The following is a 17,792-nucleotide window of genomic DNA, read 5'->3' on the forward strand; positions in this document are numbered from 1 at the left end:
GCCTACGCAGCCAGCGATGGCCCGTCAATGGGGTAGCTCACCCCGAGCTTGGGGCTTGCCACCTCGATCCACGCCTCGTGACGGTCAAGCTTCGCTGCCCCAGCTGTGCGCTCGAGGCGCTCATCCTCAAGGAACTCACGAATGCCGTCGAGGTGCTCGAGAAACACATCTGTATCGACTTTGCGTTCAAGCGCCATCTTTAGCCCTGAGACATCATCTTTTAGTTCGTTTATCTGACGCTGCTGGCCCTCAAAGCCTTTTGAGACCTGCTGCGCTAGTGTTGCAAGTTGCCCTGCAACACTTCCGATCTGCTGTTCTAATCTATCGAATCGTTCTTCCATATATCCCTAGTATAAACAATTCTCACAGAACTATAAAGCACGAAAAGGAGGCATCATGTCACTAGACCTCGATCTCTTATCACCGCCCGAGACAGTGCCCGAACAAAAACGCGCGGTCCTCTACCTCCGTGTCTCCTCGGCGGGCCAGGTCAACACCGACTACGACCCGGAAGGCATCTCGATTCCGGCCCAGCGCGTGGCCTGCCAGCGCAAGGCCGAGCAGCTCGGACTGACGATAGTTGGCGAGTACGTCGAGGCTGGCAAATCTGCCACGACGATGGTCGGCCGGGTGGAATTCCAGCAGATGCTCCAGCGAATCCGCAACGACAAGGACATCGAGTACGTCATCGTCTACAAGCTCTCCCGCATGGCAAGGAACCGCTACGACGATGCCATCGTAATGGCTGACCTGCGCAAGCGCGGCGTCACGCTCATATCCGCCACAGAGTCCATCGACGACACGCCCGTGGGTCAGCTCATGCATGGCATCCTGGCAGCCTTCAACGAGTACCGCTCCCGCGAGGACGGCGCAGACATTGCCTACAAGATGGGCCAGAAGGCAAGAAAGGGCGGCACGGTCAACATGGCGCCGCTCGGCTACCTCAACACGATCGACCGGGTCGACGGCCGCGAGGTTCGGGCAGTCACGATCGATGAGGAACGCGCCGACCTGGTCCGACTTGCCTTCGAGCTATACGCAAGCGGCGAGTACACCATCGAAGAACTCGCTGACGAGATGGAAGCCCGCGGTCTGCGGAGCCGACGGACACCCAGACGCGCGTCCCAGCCGATCAGTGTCACCAAGTTCCATCGCATGCTCAAGGACCCCTATTATCTCGGCTACGTGACGTTCCATGGCGAGCACTACGAGGGACGGCATCCGGCCCTGATCGATCGCGAGACGTTTGATGCGGTGCAGCGCGTGATCGCCTCCCGTTCAGGCAACGGCGTCCGCAAGCGCAAGCACCACCACTACCTCAAGGGCAGCATCTTCTGCGGCCAGTGCGCTCGACGAGGCGAAACCAACCGCATGGTGCTCCAGCTGTGCACCGCCAAGTCCGGCCAGACCTACGGGTACTTCTTCTGCACCGGCACCAAGCGCCATGTCTGCCGGATGCGGCACCTACCGACACACCGGGTCGAGGATGCCGTCGAGCGCCACTACAGCGCCGTCGGGCTCAGTGAGGCGTTCGTCACCCAGGTCAAGGCCCAGATCCGGAGTGTGGTCGACGACGCGAATGGGGCGACCAGACTACTGAACGACCAGCTCTCAGAACAGCTCGAGACGCTGGCCCGACAGGAATCCAACCTGATCGACCTCGCAGCCGATGGTGTCCTTGGAAAGGATCAGATCCGAGCGAAGCTGATGGACATCGCCGACCAGCGCGCGAAAGTCCGCTCCCGCCTCGAGACGACCACCGACGACCTCAGTGCTGGCGCCGAGCTCGTCGAAGCCTGCCTCGACCTCCTCCGCGATCCCTACTGGCTCTACCGACGATGCAGTGACGACCAACGCAGAGAACTCAACCTCGCGCTCTTCACCCACATCTACCTCGACGAGGACAACGTCTCTGGCCACCTGCTCGAGGAGCCATTCCAACTACTGCTCGACCTCCATCGTCACCAGGAGCTGATCGCCAGCGGACTTCGCGATCCTGACAAACCAGTGCCAAAAGCGACGACAACCACAGACACGAAGAGAGCCGCCCCGCAGGACGGCTCTCTTCGCTATTCCGGGCTATCCGATGTCGAAGACTGCTTCGACTTTTCGAATAAGCCCTATTGGGTGGAGGTAAGGGGATTCGAACCCCTGACCTTCTGCATGCCATGCAGACGCGCTACCAACTGCGCCATACCCCCGTGGAGCTGAGGGGACTCGAACCCCTGACCCCCTGCATGCCATGCAGGTGCGCTACCAGCTGCGCCACAGCCCCGGAAGTCGTTTCCGCACGCTGTGGAGAGGACCCGAAGATCCCTTCACCCCGTCCGGAGCAACTCGACCATCTTAGAGCCTCGCAACGCGTCCGCACAAATCGCGCGGACCGCTGCGCAGGAGGCCGTTCGTCACCCCTCGACGACTGCCACGGGGGCGGGCAGCGTGCCCGCGTTGTGCTCGCCGAGCCGCCAGCGCAGCGTGCCATCGGCGGCCGGCCGGCGCTCCTCGAGGATGGACCACGAGCAGTTCGACAGCCCCGAGAGGGCGCCCCACAGCGTGTGCGGGAGGCCGAGGAGGTGTGCGAGGCCCACACGGATCGCGCCGCCGTGGCTCACGACGACGAGGGTGCCGTCCGCAGGGACCGCACCGAGGGCGCGGTCCACCCCGCGGTGGAAGCGTGCCGCGACGTCCAGGCGCGTCTCAGCCCCGCCCGCGGCTGTGTGCACGTCCCCCTCCTCCCACAAGTGGAGGCCGTGGGGGTCCATGGTGCGGATCGCATCGAACGTGTGCCCCTGCCACTGCCCCGCATTGGTCTCACGGAGATCGGGGTCGATGGCCACGGGCAAGCCCGTGACTGAGGCGAGCGCCTCCGCCGTCGAGCGCGTCCGCGCGAGGTCTGAGGAGACGATGGCGCTGGGCCCGAGCGAGGCGAGCCTTCGGGCGGCCTGCACTGCCTGGCGGTGACCCTCCTTGTTCAGGGGGATGTCGGTCTGCCCTTGGAACCTGCCGGCGGCATTCCAGTCGGTGCGGCCGTGGCGCCAGAAGACGATGCGACGGCGGGAGCCGGCCTCCACGGGCCTCAGCCCGCGGCGGAGGCCGCGGCCCCCGCGCCGTCGAGGCCGAGATCCACGGCAGGGCAGTCCTTCCAGAGCCGCTCGAGCGCGTAGAAGGCGCGGTCCTCGCTGTGCATGACGTGCACCACGACGTCCCCGAAGTCCAGGAGCACCCAGCGGCCCTCGGAGCGGCCCTCGCGGCGCACGGGTCGGCGGTCCAGCTGCATGATGAGCTCGTCCTCGATGTTGTCGACCACGGCATTGACCTGGCGTTCGGTGTCCGCGGATGCGATGACGAAGATGTCGGTGATGGCCAGGCGTTCACTGACGTCCACAGCCACGATGTTCTCAGCCAGCTTGTCCGCGGCGGCCTTCGCCGCCGTCCGGGCCAGCTCGATGGCTGTCTCTGTTGCGCTCACTCTTCTCCTTGGGAGGCTTGGGGTTGCCGGTCTGTGCCGTGCACCGGGCGGGGCGCCCGGCCTCGGCGCTGCCGGTCGGCTATCTGCCGGACAGCACGATCATGATGATGGCCACGATGAGGGCCACGACGCCCACGGCTCCGACGCCGAGCAGGATCATGCGCTCCCGCTCCGCGCGCCCGGCGCCTGTCTGGGACGCGTTCAGCGGCTCGAGGCCGTGGGCGGTGCGTGCGGAGACCGGGGCTGCTTCCTGCGGCTCCGACCGGGTGCTGCGGGGCGCCTGCCGCACCGTCTTGCCGGTCACGACGGGAACGTGGGTCGTGGTGGGCGGCTTCATCACCGGGTGGGGAACGCCCGGGAGGTGCACGAACTCGAGCGGGGTGACCATGGCGAGGTTGTCCGTTGCGGCCGGTGCGGGCGCCTTGCGCGCCGGAGCGGCGGCCTCCCTCCGGGACTCCTCGGCGAGCTTCTGCTTCGCCTGCGCGCGCCGGTTGAGGATCGCCGCCCGCTCCGCCATCGCGACCTGCTCCGCGAGCACGGCAGGATCGACATCCGTGCCGTTGCCCCCGCGCTGCGAATCGATCATGGCTGCCTGGTTCTTGGCCTGCTCCTTGAGCAGCTCGCGGGCCGCGGCGATCTGCTCGTGGCTGAGCCGGCGGAAGGAGCCTGTCTCGGGACCCAGTGCGGGCGTGACCGTGAGACCGGTCGGGATGATGCCCTGCATCGCAGTGGGAGGTGCCGGGTCAATGCCGGGGATCGGGTGCGGCCCGGGCCGCGGGCCGGCGTCCCGCGGGGAACGCGACGGAGCGCCGCTTGCAGGGACGGCCCGCGGAGCAGCACCGCCTTCGGTCCCCCCGGTGCCGGGAGGCGGGGTGTCCACCGCGGGGATCTTGCCGGTCTCGCGCTCCCGGATGGAGCGACGCGTGGGGAACGCCTGCTGCGCGCTCTGCGCGGCCTGCTCCTTCTCGGCCAGTTCGCGCAGCACGCGCTGGGCCGCCCTGTCCCGTGCCCGTGCCTGGGAGCTGCGCTCCCCGGGTGACTGGTCGGGCTCAGCGGCCTGCTGGGCGCGGCGGGAACGGAGCGGCGCAGACGCGCTCGCGGCCGCAGCCGCAGAGGACGACGACGATCCCGCCCTGCGCGCTGCCTCCTCGGCCGCACCGCGGTCCGCGACACGCGCCGCGGCGCGTTCCCGGTCGGCGGCAGCCTCCGCCGCGGCGCGTTCCCGCTCGGCGGCAGCCTCCGCCTCGGCGCGTCCGCGCGCCTCCGCTGCAGCCTGCTCCGGCGTCAGCCGCACCTGGTCGGCGGAGCCGAGTGCAGCTTGCGCGAGGCGACGCTCGCGCCGGCTCGTGATCGGCTTCTCCTCGTTGCTCATCCTTGGCTCATCGCACAGCTTCCGCTGCGCTCCCTGCCTCTCCGTGCTCGTCCTTGTGCCTGCTGCCGTCCTCGGCTCCATCCTGCGTGCCGCCCCCGCGGTAGAGGCCGTACTTCGCGATGTACTGCACCACGCCGTCCGGGACGAGGTACCAGACGGGCTCGGACACAGCGACCCGCGCCCTGCAGTCGGTCGAGGAGATCGCCATGGCCGGCACCTCGAGCAGGCTCACGTCCTTGCGCCCGAGGTTGTGCAGCTCGTGGCCGGGCCGCGTCACCCCGACGAAGTGGGCGAGCTCCCAGAGCTCGTCAACATCCTTCCACGAGACGATCTGCGCCATCGCGTCGGCGCCCGTGATGAAGTAGAGGTCGGCCTCCGGCCGCAGGCGCCTCAGGTCCCGCAGGGTGTCGATCGTGTACGTGGGCCCGGGCCGCTCGATGTCCACCCTGCTCACGGTGAAGCGTGGGTTCGATGCCGTCGCGATGACGGTCATGAGATATCGATGCTCGGGAGCGCTGACCTTGCGCTTCGACTTCTGCCACGGCTCCCCGGTGGGCACGAAGACGACCTCGTCGAGGTTGAACTTCGAGGCCACCTCGCTCGCGGCGACGAGGTGGCCGTGGTGGATCGGATCGAAGGTCCCGCCCATGACGCCGAGGCGGACTCGCTGTCCGCTCTCGCGCTGCTGTGCCGGGCCCACGGCGAAAGGACTCAGTGGCCCTGGCCGCGGTCGTGCTTGTTCGGGTGCTGCCGGTGCGGGTCGGCGTGCTCGTCCACGGCCTCGTGACGGCGCCCGAGGTTCGTGTACGAGACCGTCACGAACATGAGCACGAGGAAGATCGCGAAGATCGTGCCGCCGATCACGAACGGCGGGGCGATGAGCGGCGCAGGCTCCTCGTGGCCAGCGACCTCCCCGGCGATGTTGACTGCGGTGCTGATCAGCGTTGCCAGCATGGTCTCCCCTTCAAGTCGTAGCTCACGTCGTAGCTAAATGGCGCGCTGCGGATGCAGCGCCGCGGCTGGATCTCATCCTACCCCGGCGGATCAGGGCCGGACCTGTCCCTCGCCCTGCACGATCCACTTCGTGGTGGTCAGCTCCGCGAGGCCCATGGGACCGCGCGCGTGCAGCTTCTGGGTGGAGATCCCGACCTCGGCACCGAGCCCGAGCTCGCCGCCGTCGGTGAAGCGCGTGGAGGCGTTGACCATCACGGCTGCGGAGTCGACCTCGGCGATGAAGCGCTCGGCATTGGCGAGGTCGTTGGTGATGATCGCCTCCGTGTGGCCGGTGGACCAGCGACGGATGTGTGCCATGGCCTCGTCAAGCCCCTCGACGGTCGCCACGGCGAGCTCGAGGTCCATGTACTCGGTGGCCCAGTCGGCGTCTGTGGCCTCCTCGGCGCGCACCCCCTCGGGCAGCGCAGCCATGGTGCGGCCGTCCACGTGGAGTCGCACGCCGCGCTCGGCGAGGGCCCGCGCGACGGCGGGAAGCACCGTGGAGTCACGGTGCACGAGGACGGTCTCGACGGTGTTGCAGACGCTCGGGCGCTGGGTCTTGGCGTTGACGAGGATGTCGACGGCCATCTCCTCGTCCGCGCTCGCGTCGACGAAGATGTGCACATTGCCCTCACCGGTCTCGATGACGGGCACGGTCGACTCGAGCACGACGCTCTGGATGAGCTCGCGGCCGCCGCGCGGAATCAGGACGTCGACGCGGCCGCGGGCCTTCATGAGGACTGCGCCTCCCTCGCGACCGTACGCGTCGACGCTCTGCACCGCGTCGGCAGGCAGGCCGACGGAGTCCAGCGTGTCCCGGAGGATGTCGACGAGTGCTGCGTTCGTGTGCGCCGCGGCGCTCCCGCCCCGGAGGATCACCGCGTTGCCGCTCTTGAGCGCGAGCCCGGCAATGTCCACCGTGACGTTCGGACGCGCCTCGTAGATGGCAGCCACGACGCCCATGGGGACGCGGACCTGGCGCACGCGGAGCCCGTTGGGGAGCGTCTGGCCGCGGACCACGCTGCCAACGGGGTCGGGCAGACCGGCGAGCGTCTCGAGAGCAGCGACGAGGCCGTCGATGCGTGCCGGAGTGAGGGCAAGCCGGTCCAGGAGCGCCGCGGAGGTCCCGTTGGCGCGACCGGCCTCGAGGTCCTTTGCGTTCGCGGCGAGGATCTGGGACTCCTTGGCCTTCAGGGCGTCCCCGATGGCCCGCAGGGCGCGGTCCTTCCACGCCCGGTTGGCGCGGGCCATGACCCGGGAGGCCGCACGGGCCCGGTCGCCGATCGCGTGGACCGCCGCCTCGACCTCCACCGGTGCGAGCGGCGGCTGCGCGGAGGCCCCAGGGGCCTGCTCGGCGGCAGCGGAGTGCTCGGCGGTTTCGGTGTCAGGCGCAGCGGCGCGCGCGGTCTCAGTCATGCCTCAAGTCTACCGAGGTCGGCGCGATCGGCCGCCGCGCCCGGTCACACGAGGACGAGATCGTCCACGTGCACGACGACGCGCTCGTACTCCGGCCCGAGCTCCTTGCCCAGGTCCTTCGTGGACCGGCCGAGCATCGCCGGCAGCTCGTCCGCCGAGAAGTTCACGATGCCGCGGGCGAGCACCCGCCCGGCCTGGTCGGCGATCTCCACCGGGTCGCCCGCCTCGAAGTCGCCCGAGACGGCGGTGATCCCCGCCGGGAGCAGCGAACGGTGCCGCTGCCCCACCGCCCGCACCGCGCCGTCGTCGAGCGTCAGGGTGCCGCGCACGGCGGCGAGGTGCTCGAGCCACAGGAGGCGGACGGGCTTGCGGCGCCCGCTCACGCTGAACCACGTCCCGACGTCCTCGCCCGCGAGGGCCCGGGCAGCGGCCCCGGTCGAGGTCACGAGGGCCGGAATGCCCGAGCTCGCGGCGATGCTCGCGGCCTCGACCTTCGTGGCCATGCCGCCCGTGCCCACGCCGGCCTTGCCGGTGCTGCCGATCTGCACGCCATCGAGGTCGGCCGCGCCGCGCACGTGCTCGATCCGCACGCCGCCCTCCGCGGGGGGCCCGGTGTAGACGGAGTCGACGTCGGAGAGCAGGACGAGCGCGTCTGCGTGCACGAGGTGCGCCACGAGGGCGGCGAGCCGGTCATTGTCGCCGAACCGGATTTCGTGGGTAGCGACCGTGTCGTTCTCGTTGACCACGGGGACCACACCGAGATGGAGGAGCTTCTCCAGCGCCCTGTGGGCGTTCTTGTACTGCGTGCGCCGCACGAGGTCGTCAGCGGTGAGCAGGACCTGGCTGACGGTGACGCCGTGCGCGCCGAAGGCCTGGGTGTACCTGGCCATGAGCAGCCCCTGCCCCACGCTCGCCGCAGCCTGCTGCGTGGCGAGGTCCCGCGGCCGGCGGGCCAGGCCCAGCGGGGCGAGGCCCGCCGCGATCGCCCCCGAGGAGACGAGGACGATCTCTGTGCCACCGCTGGCCCTGTCGGCGAGGGAATCGACGAGGGCCGCGAGGGCCTTCTCCGAGATCCCGCCCCGGATCGTGGTGAGCGAGGAGGAGCCGACCTTGACCACGATGCGACGCGCCTCGGGCAGCCATTCCCGCCCCTTGGCACGCACCTCAGAGGTCATCGTCATCGGCCCAGTCCCCCTCGGCGGCCTGCTCCCCCGCCAGCGCGTCATGGTCGGATCCCTGGCCGCGCCGCTGCCGTGAGGACTCCGTCCAGATCCCGGCCCGGCGCTCGGCCTCGAGCTCCTCGCGGGCGGCCGCCCGGGCGGCCTTGCGGTCCTCGTAGTCCTCGCGCTTCTGGGCGCGGGTGGGCCGCTCCCAGTCGGCGAGGCGCAGGTCCGTGCCTCGCGGGCCGGTGAGGACCTCGGCGCCGGTCATCATCGTCGGCTCCCAGTCAAACACCACGGCGTCGTCCTCCCCGATCACCACCGTGTCGCCCGGCTTCGCACCGACCTTGAAGAGCTCGTCCTCGACCCCGAGCCGGTTGAGCCGGTCCGCAAGGTAGCCGATCGCCTCCTCGTTGGCGAAGTCCGTCTGCTTGACCCACTTCTCGGGCTTGTCGCCCAGCACGCGGAACAGCGGCTCGAGGTTGCGCTCCTCGCGCCGGATCTTGAATCCGGCCTCGTTGACGGCCCGCGGACGCAGCACGGCGGGGGCGACCTTGGGAGGAGCGGCCTCGACGGCGTTGCGAGCCGCCTGGACGATCTCCGCCATCGCGAAGCCGAGCGCCTTGAGGCCCGCATGGCTCGTCGCCGAGACCTCGAAGACCCGGTATCCGCGGCGCTCGAGTTCGGGGCGCACCATCTCGGCCATCTCCCTGCCGTCCGGGAGATCGGTCTTGTTCAGGGCCACGAGCTTGGGCCGCTCGTTGAGCGGCACCGCCTCGCCGTCCGCACCACCGTAGCTCATGTCCACGGCGTACTTCGTCAGCTCCGCTTCGATCACGTCGAGGTCGTCGATCGGGTTGCGGTCCGCTTCGAGGGTTCCGCAGTCGAGGACGTGGACGATCGCCGCGCAGCGCTCCACGTGGCGCAGGAAGTCGTGGCCGAGGCCGCGACCCTCGCTGGCCCCCTCGATGAGTCCGGGGACATCGGCGATCGTGAACCGGACGTCGCCGGCCTGGACCACGCCCAGATTCGGGACGAGGGTCGTGAACGGGTAGTCGGCGATCTTGGGGCGCGCGGCGGACATCGCGGCGATCAGGCTCGACTTGCCAGCCGACGGGTAGCCGACCAGGGCAATGTCCGCGATCGACTTGAGCTCGAGGACCACGTCCCGCTCGTCGCCCGGGATCCCGAGGAGTGCGAAGCCGGGGGCCTTGCGCTTGGCCGACGAGAGCGCGGCGTTGCCCAGCCCGCCCTGGCCGCCGGCCGCAGCAACGAACTCGGCGCCCTCCCCGACGAGGTCTGCGAGCACCTTGCCCTCGCGGCTCTTCACGACCGTCCCGTCCGGCACAGGGAGCACGAGGGTCTCTCCCGTGTGGCCCGCCCGCCAGTCGCCCATCCCCGGGCCGCCGTTCTGGGCGTGCCGGTGCGGCGAGTGGTGGTAGTCGAGCAGGGTGGTGGTCTGGTGCGAGACGCGGAGGACGACGTCGCCCCCGTTGCCGCCGTTGCCGCCGTCGGGGCCGCCGAGGGGCTTGAACTTCTCCCGCTTGACGGAGATGCAGCCGTGGCCGCCATTCCCGCCCGAGACGTGCAGGACGACACGGTCGACGAAGCTCGCCACTTCATTCTCCTTAGGTCTGCGGGTATGACCCCGATTCTAGACAGCAAAGGGTGGAGCGGACCTTCCGGTCCACTCCACCCTGATGCTCAGTGCGTCCGTTGCGGGACGCCAGTTCTGTGCTGACGCGCCTGTGCTCAGGCGGCGACGATGTCGACGACGCGACGGCCCCGGCGGGAGCCGAACTGCACGGCACCGGCGGTGAGGGCGAACAGGGTGTCGTCCTTGCCGCGGCCCACGCCGTTGCCCGGGTGGAAGTGCGTGCCGCGCTGGCGGACGATGATCTCGCCGGCGTTGACGGTCTGGCCGCCGAAGCGCTTGACGCCGAGGCGCTGCGCGTTGGAGTCGCGGCCGTTGCGGGTGGAGCTTGCGCCCTTCTTATGTGCCATGAGCTATGCCTCCCTGAGGAATTCTTGAGACTGACGTTGACCGGCGCGACTCAGGCGTCGATGCCGGTGATCTTGACCTTGGTCAGCTCCTGGCGGTGGCCCTGGCGCTTCTTGTACCCGGTCTTGTTCTTGTACTTCTGGATGACGATCTTCGGGCCGCGGAGGTCCTCGAGGACCTCGGCCGTGACCTTCACCTTGGCCAGCTCGTCAGCGGCCGACGTCACCTTCTCGCCATCCACCAGGAGGAGGGCAGGCAGCTCGATGGTGCTGCCGGCCTCACCGGCCACGCGGTTGAGGGTGACGAAGTCTCCGACGGAAACCTTCTCCTGACGGCCGCCGGCGCGGACAATCGCGTACACCACTGGGGAACTCACTTCTCTCGACGATATTTCTACAAGCTCTTTGCGCGCGGCGCCCGCGTCCGTGCCCTGCACGGCTCGTTGGGCGTCAACTGTGCTTTCTGCCGTGAGTCCGCGAGGGGAATCCCTGGGAGTGAACACCGAAGTGACGGCGCAAGCACCGAGGATCAAGAATACGCTAGTCCTCTGCCCGGCCGCAAATGGACCGGAGCACAGGCGGATATCCTGCCACACCCGGCAAGCACGCCCAGCCAGTCTAGCCCACCCGGACCGCGCCACGGGTCAGGCGTGCCGACGCGGCGCGTCGAAGAACTCCCGTTCGTACACCGACGACGCCATGAACGCCTCCCGCATAGCCTCCTGCTCCCCCGCGGAAGCGCGGCGTCCTGCCGCGTCCGTGAAGGCGATCGCCCTGCGCGTGGCCTCGGCGAACCGCTCGTCGGCATAGGTGCCGATCCACGCCCCGTACGGGTGGTCGGCCGCATCACTGCGGGCGGCGTGGCGGGAGTGGAGCGCGGCTCCGACCTCTGCGTAGATCCAGTAGCAGGGCAGGGCCGCGGCGGCGAGCACCGCATAGCTGCCGGACGCGGAAGCCGCCAGGAGGTGGTCCACGTACGCCTTGGTGACGGGTCCCTGTGCGGCCGTCACCGCACGGCCTCCCGTCGGGGCTGCCTCGGCAGGCGAGCCCGCGGCGTCGGGCGCCACTGTGGGGTGCCGGGAGAGCCACGTGCGGTGCAGTTCCGCCTCGACCTCGAGGCACGCGTGTGCGCCCTCGGCCCAGAACAGCTGCTCCTCCTCGGTGGGTGCCAGGGCACTGACCCGTGCGAGCACGCGGGAGTACCCGTTGAGGTAGAGCGCGTCCTGCGTGAGGTAGTAGGCGAAGTGGGCCTCGGGCAGCGTTCCCGCCTCCAGCTCGGCCACGAACGGCAGCGCGTCGATCTCGGCCCGGACCTTCGCGATGTCTGCCCAGAGCGACTCGGCGAACTCGCCGGGCGCCAGCGGCACGGCTGCCTCCGCATGGTGGAAGTGGTGGACGGGGCCGTGCCCGCGGCCCACCTCGAGCCGGTCCGACGCCGTGAGGGCGCCCTCCAGCCACTCCTTGGTGACTGCGAGCGAACGGGCCCAGTCACCGGTGCGGGCCTGCACGGTGGCGAGCGCCGAGGACAGCGAGCAGCCCGTGCCGTGGGTGTTCTGCGTGGCGACCCGCCGGCCGCCGATCTCGGCGAGGACGGGTCCGTCCTCGTGGCGGGCGTCGACGAGGGCGTCTGGGCAGTCGGCGCCGTCCAGGTGGCCTCCCTTGACGAGCACGGCGGAGCCGGTCCGCTCGGACAGGCGGAGCCCGGCCGCGAGGGCTTCCTCCCAGGTGGCCGGTACGGGCTCCTTGAGCAGCGCGGCGAGTTCCGGCAGGTTCGGCGTGAGCAGGTGGGCCTGCGGGAGCAGCGCCGCGAGCGCCTCCTCCGCGTCGTCCGCCAGCAGACGGTCGCCGCTCGTCGCGATCATGACGGGATCGAGCACGACGACGGGCGGCCGGGTCCGCTCGAGCCATGCACGGACCGTGCGGATCGCCTCGGCGGTGCCCAGCATGCCGATCTTCACGGCGTCGACCTCTATATCGCTGCTGACCGCCTCGAGCTGCGCGGCGAGGAACTCCGCGGGCGGCGTGTGCACGGCCGTGACGCCGCGCGTGTTCTGCGCGGTCAAGGCTGCGATCGCGGCCATGCCGTAGCCGCCCATCGCCGCGATGCTCTTGAGATCGGCCTGGATGCCGGCTCCGCCCGAGGGGTCGGAGCCGGCGATGCTCAGCACACGCGGGATGGCGCCGGCGCGGGCCACGCCTACAGCTCCGAGGCCGGGACGCCGACGCCCAGGATGAGCGGGCCCCCGTCATCCGGCGGCGTCTGCCTGTCCCGCTGGGGCGCTGGGGTGCTGACAGAGCGGGTCTGGCCGCCGACGGCGCCGCCCGACGCGTCCACGCGCGTCACCTCAGCCGAACCTTGGCCGCTGCGCGCACCGCGGCCGCGGCGCCGGCGGCCTGGGCGCGCCTCCGCTTCGCCGGGCGTATGGCGCTCGCCCGTGAGCTCGTCGAAGGCATGACTGAGTGCGTCGAGGCTCAGGACCGGCTCGGGTGCCGGCGCCTCATGGGGAGCATCCCCCTGGGGGATCTCGATGCGCTCGCCGCCGATGGTCAGGATGGCCGGCGCCGCGCCGTCCCGCTGCTCGGATCCTGCCATGGGAGCGTGGGCGGCCTCGGCCTGGGCTGCCGGGGAGGCGGCGGCAACGGCCGCCGCAACGGAGGCTCCCTCGGAGGACCCACCCTCGTGCTGGGGGCGCCGCTCGGTCGCGGTGGTGGGGGCGGGGACCGAGACGGCACCGGCCGATCCGGCGAGAGCCTCCCCCGGTACCGCGGGCGCCTTGGCGGCGGGAGCCTCGCCGTCGTGTGCGTGGGCCGCGTGTGCGGCGGCCGCGACTGCGGCGAGCGCTGCGCGCGTCGCCTGGGCCTTCGCCTGCCGGTCCGGGTCCTCGGGCGCAGGGGCGGGAGCCGCGGGCGCCGACGCCTCTGCAGGCTGGCCGTTGCCCCGACGGCGGCGCTTGCGGCCGCCACTCGCGGCGCTGTCCGTGCGGGGCTGCTGTTCCACGGCCGGTGCCGCCGGGCCGCGGGTCCCGCCGCGCTCCACGGGTTCGTCGTGGGTGATGACGCCGCGGCCGGCGCACACCTCGCAGGTCTCGCTGAAGACCTCGAGCAGGCCGGTTCCCATGCGCTTGCGGGTCATCTGGACGAGTCCCAGAGAGGTCACCTCGGCGACCTGGTGCTTGGTGCGGTCGCGGCCGAGGCACTCCACGAGCCGGCGGAGCACGAGGTCCCGATTGGACTCGAGCACCATGTCGATGAAGTCGATGACGATGATGCCGCCCACGTCCCGCAGGCGCAGCTGCCGGACGATTTCCTCGGCAGCCTCGAGGTTGTTCTTGGTGACCGTCTCCTCGAGGTTTCCGCCCGAGCCGGTGAATTTGCCGGTGTTCACGTCGATGACCGTCATCGCCTCGGTCCGGTCGATCACGAGGGATCCGCCGGAGGGCAGGAAGACCTTGCGGTCGAGCGCCTTGTGGATCTGCTCGTCGATGCGCCACTGGGCGAAGATGTCGTCGTGGCCCTGGTACTTCTCAAGGCGGCCGAGGAGGTCCGGCGCCACGTACGTCACGTAGGCCTCGATCGTGTCCCACGCCTCGTCGCCCGAGATGATGAGCTTCGAGAAGTCCTCGTTGAAGACGTCGCGGACCACCTTGATGGTCAGGTCCGGCTCGCCGTACAGGAGCTCCGGCGCGAGGACCTTGGTCGAGGAGGCCTGGCTCTGGATGGACTCCCACTGGGCACGCAGCCGGTTGATGTCGTGCGTGAGCTCTTCCTCGCTCGCACCCTCCGCGGCGGTGCGCACGATGACGCCCGCGTCCTCCGGCAGGTGGTCCTTGAGGATCTTCTTCAGCCGCGCGCGCTCCACGTCAGGGAGCTTGCGCGAGATGCCGGTCATCGACCCGCCCGGGACATAGACGAGGTAGCGGCCCGGCAGGGAGATCTGGCTCGTGAGGCGCGCGCCCTTGTGGCCCACCGGGTCCTTCGTCACCTGGACGAGGACCGAGTCGCCGGACTTGAGGGCGTTCTCGATGCGCCGGGGCGCCCCCTCGAGGCGCGCGGCCTCCCAGTTGACCTCGCCGGCGTACAGCACCGCGTTGCGCCCGCGGCCGATGTCCACGAACGCCGCCTCCATGGACGGCAGCACGTTCTGGACCCGTCCCAGGTAGACGTTCCCGATCAGCGAGTCCTGCTGGGTCTTGGACACGAAGTGCTCGGCGAGCACGCCGTCCTCGAGCACGGCGATCTGGATGCGGTCCTCCTTCTGGCGGACCACCATCTGCCGCTCCACGGACTCGCGCCGGGCCAGGAACTCGGCCTCCGTGATGACGTGCCGCCGGCGGCCCGACTCGCGGGACTCCCGCCGGCGCTGCTTCTTCGCCTCGAGGCGCGTGGAGCCCTTGAGGCTCTGCACCCGGCTGCTCGTCGACTCCGAAGGGGTGCGCGGGGCGCGGACCCGGGTGACCGTCCCGGGCGGGTCGTCGTCGAGGCCCCCGTCGAGCTCGAGGTCCACCTCGCCGCGGCGGCGGCGACGGCGGCGCCGTGAGGTCACGCCCTCGCCCTCCCCAGCCTGCTCGTCTGCAGCCTCCGGGGCGTCCCCGTCCTCGGACTGGTCCTCCGCGGACTCGCCGCCCCGCGCGCTGCGGCTGCGCCGTCCGCGGCCGCGCCGCCGACGACGGCCGGTGAGCTCGACGTCGTCGTCCTCGTCGTGCTCGTCCTCCTCGGCCTCCTCGGGCGCGGGGGCAGGACGCACGATCGCGCTGAGGTCCGGCGCTTTGAAGATCATCGAGGTGGGCGAGAGGGCATCGCTGAAGAGCGCTGCGAACGGGCTCTGGGACTGCTCGGCTTCCTCGTCCTGCGCCGTCTGGCCGGCCGGGGGCAGTGGCTCGGACACGGGTGCCTCCGGCGTCGCGGGCGCCTCCGGCGCCGGGCGCGAGGCGGCCCGTGCCTGTCGACGCCCCTTGGGCGCCTCAGCCTCGGGTGCTTCGCCCTTGGCCGGCGCCTGCGTCCGCACGGGCGCTACGGGCGCCTCGTCCGTACCGGCCTTGACCGAGGCGCGGCGGCGGGCACGCACCGAACTCTTGGCCCGGGACGCGGGAGTCTCCGCGGCCTGCGTGCTGCCTTCAGAGGGAGCGTCGCCCTGATGCTGCTCCTCCTCCTGGCCCTGAGGTTCCGGCAGCCGGGTCTCGGCCTTCACCGCGGCCGCCCGGGCGGATGCGCGCTGGCGCGACCGCTTGGCGGGCTGCTTCTCCCCCGTCTCGGCCGCGAGGGCTGGGAGGTCGGCGCTGGCCGCGGCCTCGGTCAGGCTGGCCTCCGCGGTCGTGGCGACCGAGCCGTTGCCGGCCTCGGGGCTGGACGCCGGCATGGTCTCAACGGCCTCCGCCTGCGCTGCGTCCTTCGCAGGCTTGCGGCGGGAGCGCGAGGCCTTCACGGGCTTGGCCGCGGCGGTGTCCGAGGCGGTGGCTGCGTCGGGGAGGGACGAGGGGGCCGCCGGTGCCTCGGGGGCCGTCACGGCGCTCGCGGAGGTCGGCGCACCGGCCGGAGACGTAGCGCTCCTGCGGCGGGCAGTGCGGCGTGGGGCCTTCTGCTGGGCGTCCGGCTCCTGGGCGGCGTCGCCGTGCTCCGCTGCACCGTGGGCCGCCGCATCGCGTTCCGCCTCGCCGGCAGTGCCTGGGGCCTGCTGTTCCATATCCATCTGTGCGTACTCCAAAAGCCGCTTGAGCCGCCCCCACATCCGGCGGCCGCCGCGGCGCCACGTGTCGGGACCCGCAGGCGCCGACAAAAAGTCAGTTCTGTACCCGCGCGGCCACGCCGCACTGGCCGGTGTCGCGTACAACCCGCCGCCGGTCGAAGCCGGGCAGGTGCCGCTCTGGCCCGAGCGTCTGTCAGGGATCGGTGGATCCGGACGGAGCCTTGGCCGGCGGTCTTCTCGCTGAGCACCGGACCGGGCACTGCATGTGGGTCAGCGTCCGGCCACTGGCATTCTCTCACACGGGCTGCGCGCACGGCCTCTCGGCACGTTCGCCGCGTCGTCCCGGCTGGCCTCTCATTCGGGCCCTTCGCCGATGCTCTCCAGTGAAGGAGAACGGAGCCGGCGGCCAGCGGACGCCCAGTCGTGCGGCCTAGAATCGGAGGCATCCGGCCAAGGAAGGACCTCCATGACTCACCAGACCAGCGCGAGTCGGCGCGCCGAAGCCTCCCCGGAGACCACTCCGGAGGCGCAGCCGCACCATCCCATGTCGCGGACCCGGCCCTACGCCTGGCTTCTGCTCGTCACGAGTGTGGTCGGCTGGTTCGCCTCGGGCGAACTCGTCCTCGAGAAGCTCGAGAAGCTCATCAACCCGGCCCACACCACGATCTGCGACTTCAACCCGTGGGTCTCGTGCGGCGAGGTCATGAGCACGTGGCAGAGCTCGCTGTTCGGGTTCCCGAACATGTTCATCGGCATCGTCGCGTTCGCCGTCACCACGACCGTCGCGATGGCACTGTTCGCCGGTGCTGCCTTCTCGAGGTGGTTCTGGCTCGGGCTCCAGGCCAGCGTCACGCTCGGGTTCGTCTTCGTGGTCTGGCTCTGGAGCCAGGCCCTCTACGCCATCGGAATCCTGTGCCCGCTCTGCATGGTGGTGTGGGCCATGATGATCCCGATGTTCGTGTGGACCACCATCCGCAACCTCCAGCACGGAGTCATTCCCGCGCCGGCCGGGCTCTCGCGCAGCCTTGCGGACTGGGGCTGGGCCATTGTGGCGGTCCTGTACATCGGGGTCATCGCCTCGATCTTCTTCCGCTTCCTGCCGATGTTCGTCCCCTCGACGATGTAGCACCCGTCCGGTGCCGGGAGGCAGCGAGCGGCAATCGCTGCGCCTACGACGACGGCCGGTGGCTTCCGCGCGGAAGCCACCGGCCGTCGTCGTACTAGGCGCAGCGCGCGGATCAGGCGGGGAACCAGATCCCGATCTCGCGCTCCGCCGACTCCACCGAGTCGGAGCCGTGGACGAGGTTCTGCTGGACCTTGAGGCCCCAGTCGCGGCCGAAGTCACCGCGGATGGTGCCCGGAGCGGCCGCGGTGGGATCCGTGGCGCCGGCGAGCGAGCGGAAGCCCTCGATGACGCGTTCGCCCTCGAAGACCGCCGCGACCACGGGCCCGCTCTCCATGAACTCGAGAAGGGGCTCGTAGAAGGGCTTCCCCTCGTGCTCGGCGTAGTGCTTGGCGAGCAGGTCACGGCTGGGCGTGAGCTGGGCCAACGCGGCGATGCGGTAGCCCTTGGCCTCTACGCGGGCGAGGATCGCCCCGGTGAGGCCGCGGGAGACGCCGTCCGGCTTGACGAGGACAAGGGTGCGTTCTGTGGTCACAGGTACTCCTGGATGGTGGTGGCTGGTCTGGGGTCCAGTC

General features: G+C 70.4%; 16 protein-coding genes, 2 tRNA genes and 1 pseudogene. 2 read left to right on the forward strand and 17 right to left on the reverse strand.

Annotation, left to right across the window (positions count from 1 at the left end):
- Window positions 1-2 precede the first annotated feature (2 nt).
- Window positions 3-341: a hypothetical protein gene (locus tag IE231_RS04230; protein ID WP_189692713.1), complete on the reverse strand. Its 339-nt coding sequence runs from the start codon at window positions 339-341 to the stop codon at window positions 3-5.
- 55 nt (window positions 342-396) lie between these two features.
- Between IE231_RS04230 and IE231_RS18535 the strand changes: the two are divergent.
- Window positions 397-1,263 (forward strand): annotated as a pseudogene (locus tag IE231_RS18535) (recombinase family protein); the annotation flags it as partial.
- Between the two features lie 348 nt (window positions 1,264-1,611).
- Here the strand turns inward: IE231_RS18535 and IE231_RS04245 are convergent.
- The 15 genes from IE231_RS04245 to IE231_RS04315 all read right to left on the reverse strand — a co-directional run bounded on the left by IE231_RS04245 (window position 1,612) and on the right by IE231_RS04315 (window position 16,091).
- Window positions 1,612-1,941 carry a hypothetical protein gene (locus tag IE231_RS04245; RefSeq protein ID WP_189692714.1) on the reverse strand — a complete coding sequence of 110 codons (330 nt, stop codon included), beginning with the start codon at window positions 1,939-1,941 and terminating at the stop codon, window positions 1,612-1,614.
- A gap of 187 nt (window positions 1,942-2,128) precedes the next feature.
- Window positions 2,129-2,201 (reverse strand) — tRNA-Ala (locus IE231_RS04250).
- Window position 2,202: 1 nt separating this feature from the next.
- Window positions 2,203-2,275, reverse strand: a tRNA-Ala gene (locus IE231_RS04255).
- Window positions 2,276-2,405: 130 nt separating this feature from the next.
- On the reverse strand, window positions 2,406-3,071 hold the full coding sequence (locus tag IE231_RS04260; RefSeq protein ID WP_189692715.1) for a histidine phosphatase family protein: 666 nt from the start codon (window positions 3,069-3,071) through the stop codon (window positions 2,406-2,408).
- Between the two features lie 5 nt (window positions 3,072-3,076).
- The gene (gene rsfS / locus IE231_RS04265) at window positions 3,077-3,469 is read right to left on the reverse strand and encodes a ribosome silencing factor (protein ID WP_189692716.1); all 393 of its coding nucleotides are present in this window, start codon (window positions 3,467-3,469) and stop codon (window positions 3,077-3,079) included.
- A gap of 79 nt (window positions 3,470-3,548) precedes the next feature.
- A complete protein-coding gene (locus IE231_RS04270; RefSeq protein ID WP_189692717.1) occupies window positions 3,549-4,841 on the reverse strand; it encodes a hypothetical protein in 1,293 nt (430 codons plus the stop codon).
- Window positions 4,842-4,848: 7 nt separating this feature from the next.
- Window positions 4,849-5,490 (reverse strand): nicotinate-nucleotide adenylyltransferase, encoded by a 642-nt coding sequence (nadD, locus tag IE231_RS04275; protein ID WP_229866520.1) that lies wholly within the window; start codon window positions 5,488-5,490, stop codon window positions 4,849-4,851.
- Between the two features lie 62 nt (window positions 5,491-5,552).
- A complete protein-coding gene (locus tag IE231_RS04280) occupies window positions 5,553-5,795 on the reverse strand; it encodes a hypothetical protein (RefSeq protein WP_189692718.1) in 243 nt (80 codons plus the stop codon).
- A 90-nt stretch (window positions 5,796-5,885) separates the two neighbouring features.
- Window positions 5,886-7,250, reverse strand: a complete 1,365-nt coding sequence (locus tag IE231_RS04285) for a glutamate-5-semialdehyde dehydrogenase (protein WP_189692719.1) — start codon at window positions 7,248-7,250, stop codon at window positions 5,886-5,888.
- Between the two features lie 44 nt (window positions 7,251-7,294).
- Window positions 7,295-8,431, reverse strand: coding sequence for a glutamate 5-kinase (gene proB, locus IE231_RS04290; protein WP_189692721.1), 1,137 nt, complete (start codon window positions 8,429-8,431; stop codon window positions 7,295-7,297).
- Window positions 8,415-10,028, reverse strand: a complete 1,614-nt coding sequence (obgE, locus tag IE231_RS04295) for a GTPase ObgE (RefSeq protein ID WP_189692722.1) — start codon at window positions 10,026-10,028, stop codon at window positions 8,415-8,417. Before obgE ends, proB begins: the two co-directional genes overlap by 17 nt.
- Window positions 10,029-10,162: 134 nt before the next feature.
- A complete protein-coding gene (gene rpmA, locus IE231_RS04300; protein ID WP_189692723.1) occupies window positions 10,163-10,414 on the reverse strand; it encodes a 50S ribosomal protein L27 in 252 nt (83 codons plus the stop codon).
- A 50-nt stretch (window positions 10,415-10,464) separates the two neighbouring features.
- Window positions 10,465-10,776: a 50S ribosomal protein L21 gene (gene rplU / locus IE231_RS04305; protein WP_189692972.1), complete on the reverse strand. Its 312-nt coding sequence runs from the start codon at window positions 10,774-10,776 to the stop codon at window positions 10,465-10,467.
- 279 nt (window positions 10,777-11,055) lie between these two features.
- Window positions 11,056-12,606 carry a bifunctional hydroxymethylpyrimidine kinase/phosphomethylpyrimidine kinase gene (locus tag IE231_RS04310; RefSeq protein ID WP_189692724.1) on the reverse strand — a complete coding sequence of 517 codons (1,551 nt, stop codon included), beginning with the start codon at window positions 12,604-12,606 and terminating at the stop codon, window positions 11,056-11,058.
- Window positions 12,607-12,608: 2 nt separating this feature from the next.
- A complete protein-coding gene (locus IE231_RS04315; RefSeq protein ID WP_189692725.1) occupies window positions 12,609-16,091 on the reverse strand; it encodes a ribonuclease E/G in 3,483 nt (1,160 codons plus the stop codon).
- Between the two features lie 469 nt (window positions 16,092-16,560).
- Here IE231_RS04315 and IE231_RS04320 point away from each other — a divergent pair, with 469 nt between their 5' ends.
- A complete protein-coding gene (locus IE231_RS04320; protein ID WP_189692726.1) occupies window positions 16,561-17,220 on the forward strand; it encodes a vitamin K epoxide reductase family protein in 660 nt (219 codons plus the stop codon).
- A 112-nt stretch (window positions 17,221-17,332) separates the two neighbouring features.
- Here IE231_RS04320 and ndk read toward each other — a convergent pair whose 3' ends face one another.
- A complete protein-coding gene (gene ndk, locus IE231_RS04325) occupies window positions 17,333-17,752 on the reverse strand; it encodes a nucleoside-diphosphate kinase (RefSeq protein WP_189692727.1) in 420 nt (139 codons plus the stop codon).
- Between the last annotated feature and the right edge of the window lie 40 nt (window positions 17,753-17,792).

This window comes from Sinomonas cellulolyticus (assembly GCF_014656475.1).
In the GTDB taxonomy this organism is placed as follows: domain Bacteria; phylum Actinomycetota; class Actinomycetes; order Actinomycetales; family Micrococcaceae; genus Sinomonas; species Sinomonas cellulolyticus.